At 33.8% G+C, this 15,385-nt stretch carries 17 protein-coding genes; 8 read left to right on the top strand and 9 right to left on the bottom strand.

The features are described 5' to 3' along the window. Positions 1-10: 10 nt before the first annotated feature. The 3 genes from MPR_RS05395 to MPR_RS05385 all read right to left on the bottom strand — a co-directional run bounded on the left by MPR_RS05395 (position 11) and on the right by MPR_RS05385 (position 1,567). A complete protein-coding gene (locus MPR_RS05395) occupies positions 11-445 on the bottom strand; it encodes a hypothetical protein (RefSeq protein ID WP_006263158.1) in 435 nt (144 codons plus the stop codon). A 78-nt stretch (positions 446-523) separates the two neighbouring features. Continuing rightward, positions 524-1,033 carry an HPP family protein gene (locus MPR_RS05390; RefSeq protein WP_006256723.1) on the bottom strand — a complete coding sequence of 170 codons (510 nt, stop codon included), beginning with the start codon at positions 1,031-1,033 and terminating at the stop codon, positions 524-526. Beyond that, entirely contained in the window at positions 1,034-1,567 is a 534-nt protein-coding gene (locus tag MPR_RS05385) for a TetR/AcrR family transcriptional regulator (protein WP_041889997.1), read from the bottom strand. It abuts the gene before it with no gap. Between the two features lie 407 nt (positions 1,568-1,974). Between MPR_RS05385 and MPR_RS05380 the strand changes: the two genes are divergently transcribed. The 3 genes from MPR_RS05380 to MPR_RS05370 all read left to right on the top strand — a co-directional run bounded on the left by MPR_RS05380 (position 1,975) and on the right by MPR_RS05370 (position 4,747). Continuing rightward, the gene (locus MPR_RS05380; RefSeq protein WP_041889995.1) at positions 1,975-2,706 is read left to right on the top strand and encodes a hypothetical protein; all 732 of its coding nucleotides are present in this window, start codon (positions 1,975-1,977) and stop codon (positions 2,704-2,706) included. Positions 2,707-2,783: 77 nt separating this feature from the next. After that, a complete protein-coding gene (locus MPR_RS05375) occupies positions 2,784-4,037 on the top strand; it encodes a hypothetical protein (protein ID WP_041889992.1) in 1,254 nt (417 codons plus the stop codon). Between the two features lie 68 nt (positions 4,038-4,105). Further along, entirely contained in the window at positions 4,106-4,747 is a 642-nt protein-coding gene (locus MPR_RS05370) for a hypothetical protein (protein WP_041889989.1), read from the top strand. Positions 4,748-4,784: 37 nt separating this feature from the next. Here the strand turns inward: MPR_RS05370 and MPR_RS05365 are convergent, their stop codons facing one another. Both MPR_RS05365 and MPR_RS05360 read right to left on the bottom strand, forming a co-directional pair. Continuing rightward, complete coding sequence (locus tag MPR_RS05365) at positions 4,785-5,075, bottom strand: type II toxin-antitoxin system RelE/ParE family toxin (protein ID WP_041889987.1); 291 nt, start codon at positions 5,073-5,075, stop codon at positions 4,785-4,787. A gap of 3 nt (positions 5,076-5,078) precedes the next feature. Then, a complete protein-coding gene (locus MPR_RS05360; RefSeq protein WP_025126100.1) occupies positions 5,079-5,315 on the bottom strand; it encodes a hypothetical protein in 237 nt (78 codons plus the stop codon). 141 nt (positions 5,316-5,456) lie between these two features. On the opposite strand from MPR_RS05360, the gene MPR_RS05355 reads away from it, so the two are divergent. Then, positions 5,457-5,678, top strand: coding sequence for a type II toxin -antitoxin system TacA 1-like antitoxin (locus tag MPR_RS05355; RefSeq protein ID WP_235280567.1), 222 nt, complete (start codon positions 5,457-5,459; stop codon positions 5,676-5,678). Positions 5,679-5,865: 187 nt separating this feature from the next. Here the strand turns inward: MPR_RS05355 and MPR_RS05350 are convergent, their stop codons facing one another. Together MPR_RS05350 and MPR_RS05345 are read right to left on the bottom strand one after the other, a co-directional pair. Then, positions 5,866-6,594 (bottom strand): ZIP family metal transporter, encoded by a 729-nt coding sequence (locus tag MPR_RS05350; RefSeq protein ID WP_006263154.1) that lies wholly within the window; start codon positions 6,592-6,594, stop codon positions 5,866-5,868. A gap of 4 nt (positions 6,595-6,598) precedes the next feature. After that, positions 6,599-7,330: a class I SAM-dependent methyltransferase gene (locus tag MPR_RS05345; RefSeq protein WP_041889983.1), complete on the bottom strand. Its 732-nt coding sequence runs from the start codon at positions 7,328-7,330 to the stop codon at positions 6,599-6,601. 226 nt (positions 7,331-7,556) lie between these two features. On the opposite strand from MPR_RS05345, the gene MPR_RS05340 reads away from it, so the two are divergent. Further along, positions 7,557-8,705: a THUMP domain-containing class I SAM-dependent RNA methyltransferase gene (locus tag MPR_RS05340; protein ID WP_025126097.1), complete on the top strand. Its 1,149-nt coding sequence runs from the start codon at positions 7,557-7,559 to the stop codon at positions 8,703-8,705. 3 nt (positions 8,706-8,708) lie between these two features. Next, positions 8,709-8,942, top strand: coding sequence for a hypothetical protein (locus MPR_RS05335; RefSeq protein ID WP_025126096.1), 234 nt, complete (start codon positions 8,709-8,711; stop codon positions 8,940-8,942). Positions 8,943-9,173: 231 nt separating this feature from the next. Here the strand turns inward: MPR_RS05335 and MPR_RS05330 are convergent, their stop codons facing one another. Beyond that, a complete protein-coding gene (locus MPR_RS05330) occupies positions 9,174-9,719 on the bottom strand; it encodes a GNAT family N-acetyltransferase (RefSeq protein ID WP_041889980.1) in 546 nt (181 codons plus the stop codon). A 191-nt stretch (positions 9,720-9,910) separates the two neighbouring features. Between MPR_RS05330 and MPR_RS05325 the strand changes: the two genes are divergently transcribed. Then, positions 9,911-11,281, top strand: coding sequence for a Gfo/Idh/MocA family protein (locus tag MPR_RS05325; RefSeq protein ID WP_041889976.1), 1,371 nt, complete (start codon positions 9,911-9,913; stop codon positions 11,279-11,281). Between the two features lie 46 nt (positions 11,282-11,327). Here the strand turns inward: MPR_RS05325 and MPR_RS05320 are convergent, their stop codons facing one another. After that, positions 11,328-13,532: a S9 family peptidase gene (locus MPR_RS05320; protein ID WP_041889973.1), complete on the bottom strand. Its 2,205-nt coding sequence runs from the start codon at positions 13,530-13,532 to the stop codon at positions 11,328-11,330. A 397-nt stretch (positions 13,533-13,929) separates the two neighbouring features. Between MPR_RS05320 and MPR_RS05315 the strand changes: the two genes are divergently transcribed. Continuing rightward, positions 13,930-15,339 carry a glycosyltransferase family 2 protein gene (locus MPR_RS05315; RefSeq protein WP_041889970.1) on the top strand — a complete coding sequence of 470 codons (1,410 nt, stop codon included), beginning with the start codon at positions 13,930-13,932 and terminating at the stop codon, positions 15,337-15,339. The last annotated feature ends 46 nt before the right edge of the window (positions 15,340-15,385 follow it).

Here is a 15,385-nt window from a genome sequence, read left to right as displayed (position 1 = left end):
TTATCATCACTTATACATCTACCTCATCAGGTAAATGACCTATAATCTCTTTCAGCGTCTTCTCACTATACCCTGCTAAATTCCATACCTTATTGCGCTGTCCACCCAAAGTCAGTACTAAACTATACCCAATCAATACCCCCGAATTTCTATGTTCTAACACTCCTATATCTTGAATATCTCTTACAGAATATAGCATCTTCTCACCTTTGACAGTTGTGATAATAAGATGATCTCCTTCAAAGTCAATACTATTACAATACTTAAACACATAGTATATCGCACCAATAATAAAGAAAGGCAATACAACTAATAAAAACCACTCTACTGTATCCGGTACTTTATTAGTAAGAGCTAATGCCATACTAACAATAACACCAATACCTCCAAACCATACTAGCTTACCTAATATAATCCCTATCAGATGGTTATACGATTTTTTCATATTTTTTTGCGCAAAAATATGAAACGCATAAACACTATCCCTATGGATATATAAATAGTACCGCAATTAATCTGATTATTACCACCAATACTTAGGGTACTTCCTCAGCTTGCTTATATTGTTAAATAACAAGGCTATTACTGTAATAATAACAGATCCTGCCAAAACAGGATTAACAATAAAAGACCAACTCGCTCCTCCTAGTATAATGACTAGAGGATCTGCACCTGCTGGTGGATGTGTAGTCTTAGTCACTAGCATTAAGCCTATCGCTGCACCTACTCCTATTGCTAGAGAATACCACTCTGTCCCTAAAAAAGTAAGACATAGCAGTCCTACTATACTCGCTAATAGATGACCTCCTATGATATTACGAGGTTGAGCCAAAGGACTATCAGGTACTCCAAATGCCAATACACAAGTCGCTCCAAAGGGAGCCATGATTAAAGGCATTTCTAATTCTTTAGTCATAAAGGCTATCACACCTATCGCTAACATACCTCCTATCCCTGAGTATATAGAATGCTTAGAAGTAGCTGATTGTGGGCTAGTCTCTGTTGTTTTAAATTTTGCTATATATCGTTTCATTTAGATTAAATCTTGTTTTAGTAATTCTATTGTTTTCTTTACGTAGGCCGAGTTCTGATAGACTTGACTCTCCGTCAGCCCAGCCTCAAACAGCATATATAACATAAAGGCTCTGTTCTCATCTGTCACTAATGCCTTAAAATATGCTTGTAATTCTGTCTTATGCTGGTGGATGACATTATAAATTTTCCCTTTATGCTCAGGTAGCTCTGACAACATATTAAGAAATGCACAGCCCCTATATCCCTCCTTCTCATTCATCTCTATAATATAGGTAAACGCTGCTATGATACGTTCCTTAACTGTACGCATCTTTTCTACACCTGCTGTCAATCCCATAAACCAATAGTCATGTCTAGCTTTTAGATACGCTACAGCTAGATCATCTTTTGTTTTATAATGGTCATAAAAGCTAGATTTAGCCACCTTAGCTTCTTCTATCACAGCATTGATCCCTGTGCTATTATATCCATATTGATGAAAGAGTAAAGTAGCAGCCTCTAATACTCTCTCCTTAGGTGAATTATTTTTCATGAAACAAAGATAGAAATAAAAACAGACAAGTCTGTCTGTTTTACCTTTCTTATAGATCATTTTTTAATCGAGATAGGTCATTTGTGGCCATTTTAGGACATTTGTGGCCATTTTTTCCCATCTCAAAAAAAAACATATTTATAATTCAAAACTTTGCAAAGAGAAAACGCAAGGATAAAAGCACAACAGAAACTGCTATCGCATTTGATGTCTGGTTGTATTCTAGTTAGGTTTTACTCGAATTGAGTCCGTAGTGAGTCCGTTATGAGTCCGTACTCACTCCGTTAAATCAACCAAAAAAACGGAAACGTATCTCACGCAGTACTCACATAATAATAAATGAACCAAATCAATAGTCAAAGAAGACTACTATGAAAGTAAAGTATAACCAATAAATTATAAATATTATGGCAAAAATTGATGCAAAAGGGAGACCTCAAGGAAAGTATCTAAACTCTGTATTCAGAATAGTAGATAACAAAGTCATTATGCAAGGCAAACCCTCTAAACAAAAACAGACTAAAAAAACGAAGCAGGCAGCTACAGACTTTGGTACGGTGCAGAAATGCAATAGGCAATTAAGACACCTCATCCAGCTCGCGATGAACAACAACCATTGTAAAAAAATGCACCTTAGAATGAACACGCTTGCATTAGCACAACTGCGTAATAATGAAGTATTCTCTTTAGGTCAACGCACTTACTTTAATACTGATCTAAGCGGGATGGTAGGTTTTGACTTTAATACGAATACTCCTTTTGGAGAGTATTGTACCTTACCTATCTCTTTCCAGAAATTAGATAGTCATAAAACACGTATTAGTATAGATACCTCTACTATCAATGACTATTTTAACTTTGAGGATAATACATCTGAGATCAAAGTAGAGTTATTTATACAATATCATCAACTTAACTATCAAGAAATACACAAAACAGAAAGTATTTCCTTCACTGTCAAAAAAGGAGAAATCCTCTCTGCTAAAGAGTGGGTTATACAGAATACGTTAGAAAGCAGTATTACACTTGTCGTAGGACAACTATGGTATCTAAAACAGACCTTAACTGGTCAATACGTTATGATTAATAATCGTGAATTCCATCCTAGTAGTATTCTATATCTAGATAATGACCTATAAAACACAATGAAAATCCTAGTAGATAAAGGTAGAGAATCACTGATATTCTCTACCTTTATCTTTTTAACTGTAAGTGTATGGGGTGGTTTTCGCATAAAAGTAAGTTTCCAAAAGAGAATAAGGATAGAGGAATCGTAAGAATAACAGATAACAAAATTATTATCAACAATAGATCTTATGAAGGTGAAGATGAAATAATCCTTATCCCTAAAATAGAATACATTTATCTAGAGACATCTGACTATAGTGAGCCAAGTATGTTCATCTACCAAGATAGACAGTACTACATCCCTGGTGACTACGCAGGTACAGAAAAACTATGGCTATACTTAGCCGAACAGTTTCATTTCGATATCAACTTAGTGACTCAACACCTCAACGATAAAACAAATAATATACATAAGCTATACAGAACTACCTACAAACAGAATTATAAACTAACAAATACATCTCATAATGATTATCTCGAGGGCTATGAAATTCTAGCTCCTACCCCAGTATTTGTGCCTTGGAACACGACTAAAGAAGAATTATTGGCACAAGAGTATATTCATTCAGATGGATTCTATGCAGAAATAACTTATCCTGTACGCATTGGCAATATCACAGTAGATAATTTAGGCACCTATATAGATGATGTACGTGCTGATGTAGCTCCTACGAGTTACTATACTAAATGCTTTGCTCCAGATGGATCTGACACTAGCTTATATCAACTAAAAGAGATTCTAGAGCACGATCTAGGTTCTACTGCTACCTATACGTTTTATAATGAACATCACTTGTTCTTCTATGCAGAATCTGATCATATCACATTCGAACTAAACTATACCGTAGATGATCCTGAGTTTAGAACTGTAGCATATAGCTTCACTTCACTGAATATCAATACTAAGTATGAATATCCCGACCTATTATCAGATGACATATATACACCTAAACTAGTATTATCAGCTACTTATGTATTCAACTACTCCCTTAGTGCACCAAGTAATTATCTAAGAAATGAAAGAATCAAAAGTACTCCTGATCTTGTAAAACTACAGAGTAAAAACAATTCTGTTATATGGATAGATAAGCCGAATAATAGGATTGGGTTTGCGGATAAAGCCTTCGCCATTACGTTTAATAAAGAAGAAATAGACTCTCTTACACTATGGAATACCCTACCTGCTAAAGGTGGTGGATTCTGCGTATTATCTGTAAATTTAAAAGAGGGTAATGCTGTCACTGTCTTTGAAGGAGCACACAATACGATTAAACATGATTTAGAGGATCTAGAGCAATTCTTAAATTTACAGATTAATTTTTATGAAGATTATAATTGTTGATTTTAGAGGTTAAAATACCATTATCTCAATAAAAATTCTTAGTTTAGAATAAATAAACTTGTCTTACTATGGGATTTCTATCAAAGTTATTTGGAAAAAAAGAAAACAAACCCTCCTCTACGAATGTATCAACGGTATCTACTGTCTATATTGACCTATCAGAGGAACAAAAAAAGGCGCTCAAACAGTCTACACTCCCACTCAGAACAGGGCAACTGTATATGCATTATTGGGAAGAGGATTTACCAGCCGAAGACTATGATAATGTAGACTGGGCTCATAGGGTAGTACACTTTTGGGAAGCTGAAGAAGTATTTGAAAAGAAATCATTACCACTCCCATTTTTAGATCTAGAAGAGAAACTCTTTCTATTTAAAGGAGACTTAACTAATATAAAACTACAAATTGGGCAAGTATTTCCTTGGTTTGGTTTTCCAGGAGGCGCCACGAAATATACTACCTACCTTAATGAACAACTAATCTCTATACCTCAACTCTCTACATACGGCAATATCGATTATATAGAACGTGTACCTCTTACTGAGCATAACTTAGATGTACTTACTGAAGGCAATGACCATCTACTCCTCCTCGATGAGAGAATAGTCCAATACAATAAAGGGGAGTTCTTCTTAGATAACACTATCATACCTATAGATATAGCGTATAGTACAGGTGGACTTCATTTAGTTAGAAAAGTAATGACGTAGTACAGTATATATCGATGCTTTATCTTTCCTATCTATATTAACAGAACCATTCAAATAATTCTGAATGTGACCCTACATGTTCTAATCTGATAATATTTGGGTTTTTCTCTTCAAACCAGATAATTAAATAATCTGATTCGAGGTGACATTCTAAGCGCCCATTCCAATTACCAATTAATTTATGTGGTCTCATTTCAATTGGAACATTACCTACACCTCCTTCTATCAATAAGTCAATAAGATCAAGCACTTTCTTTAAGCGTTTCTTATTGTTCTTAATTTTCTTAAAATCTTTTTTAAACTGAGATGTAAGTTGCAGTTGATACATACACTACATTTTATCAATAAAATCGTGAAACTCTTCTTTGCTAATAGTTTCTAAATTAGTTTCATTCATAGCATTTATACTATCTTGATTAGGCTCATGATAGTTAGTTGCTTTAATCAATAGTGTTTCTAATAGATTATTAAAACTACGATTATTCTTTCTTGCCAATTCTTCTATATGATTATATAGACCTCTATCTAATCTAAAAGAGCCAGCTTTTTTAGGTTCCTTTGTACTCATAAGTATATCTTTGTATTTATTTGTATTACAAATATATACAATTCTTATCATATTATAACACGTATAAAATACCTCCGTAAGAAAATAATACACTAAAAATGAATACTATACACAAAAAAACATAATCCTTAATAAGCTTTAGTGGAAACTGACATTGTACTTGGTGGATACCAAAGTTTAACAGATTTCATTCTCAAAGTTGTAAAAGAAAAAGAAGAGGAGCATAGTAAGAATAATGAGGTAATAATTGCTTCTAAACGAGATGCTGAAGTTTTTATTGACGCTATCTATACGATACAAGAACCTTCTATTCGATTAATAATGGCTTTTAAAGAGTATAATGTTATTATAAATAAAGGATAGTATTTTTACTGTAGTAGTATAAAACGACCATAATAAAAAGGAGTTTTGACTGTATTAAAATGTTTATCACTATGAAAACTCTAGGCATTCTATTTAAAGAAAGTTAATCTTAGGTCTTACGCTCAACTAGCTATAACAAAAAAGACGACTCTTTCGAATCGTCTTCCTCATATTATTATAATTCTACTTATATAAAATAAGCAGCTACTACTCCTAATATTATAGCTATAAGCTTATTGATATTAAATGAATGTCCTTCGTTACTCTCAAAGATAATAGTCGATGAGATATGGAATAAAATACCTACTACTATAGCAGATATCTCAGCGTAATACTGAGTCAAGAACTCTACATTACTAGAAACCAATGTTCCTAATGGTGTCATCAAAGAGAAAACAACCATAAAGAAAAGCACCACCTTCTTATTCATATTTGCATTAATAAAAAAGGCAGTTAATATCACTGCTATCGGCAAGTGATGTATCGCTATACCCCATGCTAACTCTTCGTGCTGACTCACTGGCATTCCCTCAAATAAGGCATGGATACACAAGCTGATAAATAAAAGCCAAGGTACCTTGTCTAATTTGTCATGGGTATGTACATGTCCATGCTCTGCCCCTTTAGAGAAAAACTCTAATATAATCTGGAAGACAATCCCGATCATAATAAAGAAACCAATATTACCAGAACTGTGGTCGTGTCCGTGATCATGACTATGTCCCGCATGCTCTGCTAATGATGCAGCTTCACTAGCTGCATACACATCAGGTAATAAATGGGTGACTGTCAATGCTAACAGGAATGATCCACTAAAGGCCATTAGCAATTTTAAATTCTTTTTGTTTTTGGGTTGTAATAGCACTGCTATTAAATACCCTACAATAACTGATAATAAAGGTATAATATAAACCATTGGCTTATTTGAAAATCATAATTAATCGATCTGATTCTTTTTTATAAAACTTGCGTAACTTATAATCACCAAAAACATCTAAAAGGTAGATTTCTTTCTCATTCATCATCGCTTCAAAGTCCTCTAGTCTTAACGCCTTAACACGTTCTTCGTATTCGTGGTGTTCTCCATCTGCATCAAAGACAATCTCTTTGATAATAAACCCATCTTCGTATTTTCTAGTGATATGGAAGTCAATTCCGTCTACCGTTTTAACCTCAGAAGGCACTAGATTAGCAATTACTTTATCTACATTCATAAAGTCAATTACTGCTAATCCGTATTCATTTACACTCTGATGAATAGCATCTAATGTACGCATATTATCAACTGGATCAGGAAAATATCCGAAACTAGTAAACAAATTAAAGATAGCATCATACTTCTCTGTAGAAGGCTCTCTCATATCACGTACTTCAAAATGAAGTGTATCCGTAGCATACTTGCTAGCTTCTTCTATACTATTAGGCGACAGATCTACTCCAGTAACATCATAGCCTAAAGAATTTAAATATATAGAATGTCTTCCTTTTCCACAAGCTAAATCTAACACTTTAGCCCCTTCTTCTAAATTTAAATAATGAGTTAAATTATCAATTAACACTTGTGCTTCTTCGTAATCCCTATCTTTGTATAAAGTATGGTAATAAGTGGTGTCAAACCACGACTTATACCAAGCTTTGTTCTCTTTTGACATACTTTTATTTTAAAACTTTTTAATTAGCCTGCAAATTTACTTTATTTTTGCGGATTAAACCTAGCATATATCACAGACATATCAGGATTTTATAACTAACTAAAATAGTCTTGAAATAATGAAAAAAACGCAGTAAATTATAGCGTTTTTATCAGACGTAGTATATTGGTTTAAAGCAGAATAGTCAATTATTCCTTATATAAGAAGAAAGATGGAAAATTTTAAAATGGTGGCTAAGACCTTCTTCGGTTTTGAAGAAGTACTAGCAAAAGAATTACAATTATTAGGTGCATTAAATGTACAACAGGGTACTAGAATGGTGAGTTTTAAAGGAGATAAAGGTTTTATGTATAAAGCCAATCTATCTCTGCGTACAGCTTTAAAAATTCTAAAACCTATTGCTACTTTTGCAGTATATAATGAAGCAAACTTATATAAAGGAGTTCAAAGTATTGACTGGAGTGAATATCTAACAGCTAATCAGTCCTTCGTAATAGACGCTACAGTATTCTCAGATAATTTTAATAACTCTCAATTCGTTGCGTTAAAAGCAAAGGATGCTATCGTAGATCAGTTTAGAAATAAAAGTGGAGTACGCCCAAGTATAGATAAAGATTATCCGGACTTAAGAATTAACGTTCACTTACAAAAAGATCTGTGTACAATATCTCTAGATTCGTCAGGAGCCTCTCTACACCACCGTGGATATAGAACAGCTACTAATATCGCTCCTATCAATGAGGTGTTAGCAGCAGGAATGTTATTAATGTCTGGATGGGATGGTAGAAGTGATTTTATGGATCCAATGTGTGGTTCTGGTACAATCTTAACAGAAGCTGCTATGATCGCTTGTAATATCCCTGCAAATATCAATAGAAAAGAGTTTGCTTTTGAAAGATGGAATGATTGGGATGCTGAGCTTTTTGACAAAGTACAAGAGTCGCTATTAAAAAGAATACGCGAGTTCCATTATACAATAAAAGGATACGATAAGGCTCCTTCTGCAGTATTAAAAGCAATAGATAACGTAAGAAATGCTAACTTAGACGAATATATCGAGATAAAAACTGCGAACTTCTTCGATACTCAAAAGGAAACTGAAGGCCCACTACACATGGTGTTTAACCCTCCTTATGGAGAACGTCTAGACATAGATCTAGAGCGCTTCTACAGAGAAGTAGGTGATACATTAAAACAAGGATATCCTGGTACAGAAGCTTGGTTTATCACAGGTAATGTAGAAGCCTTAAAGTTCGTAGGATTAAGACCTTCTAGAAAGATTAAACTATACAATGGAAAACTAGAAGCTCGTTTAGTAAAATATGAACTATACGAAGGAAGTAAAAAAGGAAAATATATTAATAAAAATGATTAAACCATGAGTGTATCTACTAAAACCATCATCTTACAGTTTCTGAGTTTTGCTGTACTATTCATTTTATGTCGTTTAGCATTCACTACTTTTACAGCATTAAGTGGTTTTTGGTTACCACTGACAAGTGCTGTAACTGCTACAATCTTAGCTCCTCAGTTTAAAGTATTCAAAACTGATAAAGGAGATAAAATCTGTATGCGTTGGATATTCTTAAAAGGTGTGAAAATTTTAAACTAATAAAAGGAATAAAGCATAAAAGACTTTATTTTTATCCTTTAATTAAACAGATAAACTCCTTTATTGATAAAAGAGTATTATCCTCTAAAAAAGACATTTTTTGGCTTTTATACTAGTTATAAATGCGCTACATTTGTCTCATATCCCTTTAAAAATTTAAATACTAAAAAGCCAATTGGTCATTAATCATGAACAATTGGCTTTTTCCTTTTTCTAAAAGAATATAACTCCCTATTTATCAGTCAATATAGATAGCAACTCTGCATCTACATATCTTCCCTTCTCAAAAAAGTAATCTCTAAGAACACCTTCTGTTTTCATTCCATTTTTCTGTAATACACGACGAGAAACATCATGTGCTGGATCAATAAAAGCTTCTATACGATGTAAGTCTAATGTATGGAAACCAAACTGTAACATTAAGGCTACTGCTTCACTAGCTATTCCTTTGCCCCAATAGGCAGGAGTTACTTCATATCCTATCTCTGCTCTACTGTTCTCTGGTGATAAACTATGAAATCCGCATGTTCCTATTAGTTCATCATTTCCCTCTAAAGTTATAGCCCATCGAAGACCTTGTCCATTTATCGTTCTATCATTCCATATCTGAATCAGTTCTTCTGCTTGTTCTACAGTCGTAAACGTTGCTAAATCATAATACTCTGTTACTTCATCTTTAGAGAAATAATGAAATACTTGAGGAGCATCACTTATTCTTAATTCTCTTAAAACTAGTCTATCGCTTTTTATAATTGGAGTCTCTTTTATTATTTTCATCTTATTGCTTTTTTACAAAGTACTACATTTTACTTCTGAAAACCACAATACCTTTATACAAACACCATTAACATAAATACGCTTACTCAAACTAGTACTTAAGTACATTGTGAGAAATAATTAACTATTTTACTTTTTATTCCCCTACTTATCTTCTATTTTTGAGTTCTAACCTATTAACTATAACTATTATGAATAGAAGAGCTTTTCTTCAAAATACCAGTATGGCTGGTATAGGTGCATTAATTGTACCTTCTTCTTTATTTAGCTTTTCCAACAACACTAAAAAAGTGCGTATCGGAATGATTGCTGTTGGGCTAAGAGGGCAAGTGCATTTAGATGAATTATTAAAAAGAGACGATGTAGAAGTAATCGCAATGGCTGATCCTAATGACAGAATGATTAAACGCGCTCAAAAAATCGTAGATAAACACAATAAGAAACAACCTATCGTATATGACAAAGGAGATTATGACTATCAAAATCTTCTAAAACGCAATGACATTGACGCTGTCATTATCTCCTCTCCTTGGGAATGGCATGAGAGACAAGGAACAGAAGCGATGCGTGCAGGCAAGATAGTGGGTATGGAAGTATGTGGAGCCATGACGTTAGAGGAATGTTGGAATTATGTGAATGTGTATGAAGAGACAAAAGTCCCCCTGATGATGTTAGAGAACGTGTGTTATCGTCGTGATATTATGGCTGTCTTCAATATGGTGAAGAAAGGTAAGTTTGGGGAATTAATCCACGGTACTGGTGGATATCAACACGACCTTAGAAATGTCTTATTTAACGATGGAGTACAACCTTATGGTGGAGGTGTAGAATTTGGTGAGAAAGGATTTAGTGAAGCGAAATGGAGAACAGATCACTATGTCAATAGAAATGGGGAACTATATCCTACGCATGGTGTAGGGCCTCTAGCTGCTATGTTTAATGTCAATAGAGGAAACAGAATCACTCATCTTACTTCTATGGCTTCTAAAGCAAGAGGACTACATCAATATATCGTAGAGAATGGTGGTCAAGATCACCCTAATGCAAAAGTAAACTTTAAGCAAGGAGATATCGTCACTACAACACTTAAATGTGAGAATGGTGAGACAATGGTACTTACTCATGATACTTCTCTACAACGTCCATATAATTTAGGTTTTAAAGTACAGGGTACTGATGGTATCTGGCAAGAGATAAGCTCTGGTGGATTAGACAAAGGATTTATCTACTTCGAAAAAGAGATGGATCATTCTCATCAATGGGCTAACTCTAAAGACTACTTAGAGCAATATGATCATCCGCTGTGGAAAAACAATGAGGCTAAAGCTGTAGGTGCTGGTCATGGTGGTATGGATTACTTTATGATCAATGCCTTTGTAGAAAGTATCAAAAGAAATATAGAGTTCCCATTTGACATTTATGACCTAGCGACTTGGTATGCTGTGACACCTTTAAGTGAGAAGTCTATAGTTGCACATGGTCAAGTACAAGAAATGCCTGACTTTACAAGAGGTCAATATGTGAATAGAAAGACAGTATTTGGCTCTAATAGCGAATATTAATAGATAAAAAAATCCCTGTTATGTATAACAGGGATTTTTTTGTCCTTTATTTTAAGTGCTCTGAGATAAAGCCCATCATACATTTATAAAAAGCAATACTATTCTCTTCTTTTGCAAAGCCATGCCCTTCATCATATTTTACCATATAAGGCACTTCAAAACCACGTGCTCTTAGCGCTTCTACAATTTGATCAGACTCTGCTATTTTTACCCTTGGGTCATTCGCTCCTTGAACAACGAAAAGAGGCTTGTTAATTTTGTGTAATTGATATACAGGAGACACTTCACGAGCAATCTCTCTTTCTTGTTCATTATCTAAATCATACCATATCTCTTTAACCATATCTTTATAAGGCTTCCAATATTCTGGGAATGATTCAAAGAATGTGAATATACTAGATACACCAACATAATCTACTCCACAAGTATACAGCTCCGGAGTCTTCACTAATCCCATCAGTGTAGCATATCCTCCATGGCTAGCACCATAAATAGCAATCTTAGAAGCATCTACCCATCCTTGTTCGATAACGTATTGTACTCCATCTTCTACATCGTCCATTACTTTTCGTCCGATTTGTTTAAAACCCGATGTAAAGAATTCTTTTCCATAACCTCCTGATATACGGAAGTTCACTTGTAATGTTGCATATCCTCTACTTGCGAATAACTGTGTCTCTGGGTTAAAGCCCCAACTATCTCTAATACCTTGTGGTCCTCCATGTGGATTCACAATTAAAGGGACTTTATTTCCTTCTTTAGCAGATTTAGGTAATGTAATATATCCGTGTAGTTTAATCCCATCACGACTCATAAACGAGATAGGTAACATCTCTGCCATATCCTCTTCTTTTAATTGAGGCATTAGATCGTAAAGCAGAGTAACATCGCCTGTTGCTTTATCATAATTATAATACTTACCATAAAGCTTATCACTCTGTACTATAATCAAATAACGGTCTTCTTTTTCTGTCTTAGCTGCTATAGAGTACTCATATTCTCCAAAGTGTCTGTCTAGATCAGCACTAATCTTCTTAAAAGTCTCACTTACTGGTTCTATCACAACTTTTTCGCCTTCGTACCCTAAGTAGTCTATCTCCCAATTTCTATTGCGAGAAAGTCCAATAATAGAAGCATCATACTCTGCATTAGCATATACTTCTTTAACTACAGACTTTGTTCTAAAGTTATACAGTACAATGCGTTGCTTATCAAAATCTAAATTAGTCAAAACATAAGCTTCATCTTTATCTGTAGACGCATAGTTAAATGCCATAAGAGAGAAGGTATCAGACCAATTTATAGTATGAAATAATTGGTAAGTTGTTTCTCCTTCTGCTTTATAAAAATACTGTGTCTGTATACCATTATACATCTTAGAATACCCTCTAAGATTACCATCTTTATCAAAATCATAATCAGATACAGGATTAGATGGGTCATCATTCGTAAATAGCTTCACGTATTCACCTGTATTTATATTAATCTTATAAGGCTCAAATATTTGAGCATTTTCAAGGTTCATTGTAATGATGATATAGTCTTTTTGCTCTTTAAGCATATTCAGAATACCTGCTTGAACCTTCTCAAATGGGGTTAGATCTATGTTATTAGTACCATCTACATTCACAGCATATATATGGTAGTTCTCATCTCCTCCATTATCCATTACATACGCTAAACGGTCATCATTAATCCATCCATACCCTCTTACCAACTCTTCTCCTTCTTCTATTACGCGGATGATATTACCTGTCTCAATCTCTTTTACATACACATGGCGTTTATTCTTCTCGTCTTTTTCTCTATAAGATAAATACTTCCCATTAGGTGAGAGTTGAAATCCAGATGATGTAGGACGTTGAAAGTAATCTTCTACCTTATACTTATACTCCCCTTGTTCTTTATTAGCTAAGACCGATAATTCTTCTTCTGTAGATACTAACGAAGGATTTCCTGGTAGAGTAATCACTGTCTTTTCAAAAACAAGAGGTAGTTCTTGTTCCATTTGATTCATCTTTCCTTCTATTCTATCTTCTATATACTCCCCTGCAAAGCTCATTCCCATAGCTGAAACTGAGAAACTTAAGTTGGCTTCTTTAAAAACTATATTGGTAGCTTCGATTCCCATCGCTCCTTGACTAGGTAAGTCTAAAGTAACTTTATCTATATCTTCTATATGCAATACTAGATCTAGTTTCATTTCTCCTAAGTCTAAGACTGCTTTATAATCTCCTATAATTTCTTTCATAATCCTATTTTTCTTTTCTATTTACACTCCTTTTCTAATCGGGAACTTTACAAAAATACTGTTTTAAATATTCTTTTTAGCTACCTTATCAATTAAGTATAGACACTAAAAAGTGTAAATATTCTATTCCACAAGAGTACTAATAAATACTATTCTAAAGCAAAAGAGAGTATAATGACCTCACTTCATTCCCCAACTATCTACACTATGTGTCATTTATTTTGTTAAAAAGAGGCCCAAACCCTCTAAAACAGTGATGGCACAACTATTGAAGGTATTTAAGTAACTATTTGGTTAATAAAACTTTTATAATGAGAGATATTCTCAAATACAAACACTAAAAAATAAGTTATAAAACAAACACACAAATAGTATAACAATATTAAAAGATAAGGTTATGCAAAACAACAAAACGATTAATACGCCACAATCAATTCCTTTAGACAAACAAGAAGGAAAACCTTTAAAGACAAAATCATTATCCACAACTGATTATATCGTTTTAGGAGGTACCTTTTTATTAATGGGGGTAGGAATATTTTTAATTTATAAATTACAACCATACTTCGAAAGAATACGATTTGAACAATTAAAAACTTTTTGGGGTTCTACTGTAATTAACTTTGGACTTGTTCTATTTGTATTACAAATGAGCTTCTTGCTTTATATAGTATATCTTTATTTTAGATATAAACCTGTTGCTTCATTAAGTGACGACGAATTACCAACATGTACTGTTATCGTACCTGCTTATAATGAAGGACGTCTAGTGTATGATACACTGCTTAGTTTAGCTAATAGTAACTATCCAGCAGAGAAATTAGAAATAATCTCTATAGATGATGGTAGTAAGGATGATACATGGAACTGGATGATTAAAGCTAAAGCAGAATTAGGAGAAAGAGTATCTATCTTACAACAACCTAAAAACCAAGGAAAGAGACATGCGCTATACAGAGGTTTTAATATCGGGAAAGGTGAAGTTTATATCACAGTAGATAGTGATTCTATTGTAAAAACAGATACACTTAGAAACTTAGTTAGCCCATTCGTATACAACGAGAAATGTGGTGCTGTAGGAGGAAATGTGAGAGTATTAAATACTGAAGATGGTGTTATTCCTAAAATGCTTAATGTAAGTTTTGTATTCAGTTTTGAATTTATACGTTCTGCTCAGAGTGCTTTAGGATCAGTACTATGTACCCCAGGAGCATTAGCAGCATATCGAAGAGAAGCTGTAATGAACTGTTTAGAAGATTGGATCAACCAAACTTTCATGGGACAGCCTTCTGATATCGGTGAGGATAGAGCCATGACAAATATGATTCTAAAACAAGGATACCACGTACTATTCCAACGTAATGCTTATGTGTTAACGAATACTCCTGAAGAGTATAAAACATTATACAAGATGTTTATTCGCTGGGAAAGAAGTAATGTGAGAGAGAACATTGCTATGAGTAAATTTGCTTTTAAGAAGTTTAGAGAAGGATCGACAATAGGGCCAAGAATTTTATTGTTAAACCAATGGTTAAGAGTATTAATGGCTTATCCTTTATTAATCTTAATGTTATTCTTCATAGCGACTAAACCTTTAGTATTTATCACTTCTGCTTTAGTAAGTATTTTTATCTTCTCGAGTATTCAAGTATTTTTCTACTCGAAAAGATATAGTGTAGTAGAGTCTTTCTGGGCGTATCCATATAGTATCTTCTATACGTTTACACTATTCTGGATTACTCCTTACGCAATTGCTACCGCTAACAAAAGAGGTTGGCTAACAAGAACATTACCCGCACAAAAATAGAGTAGTTGAATATATTGATTTAAGTAAAAAAGACAGCATGCACTTC

Origin of the sequence: Myroides profundi (assembly GCF_000833025.1) — a bacterium.
GTDB lineage: Bacteria > Bacteroidota > Bacteroidia > Flavobacteriales > Flavobacteriaceae > Flavobacterium > Flavobacterium profundi_A.
The sequence above is the reverse complement of the archived record's forward strand: the minus strand, read 5'-3'. Positions and strand labels throughout refer to the sequence as shown.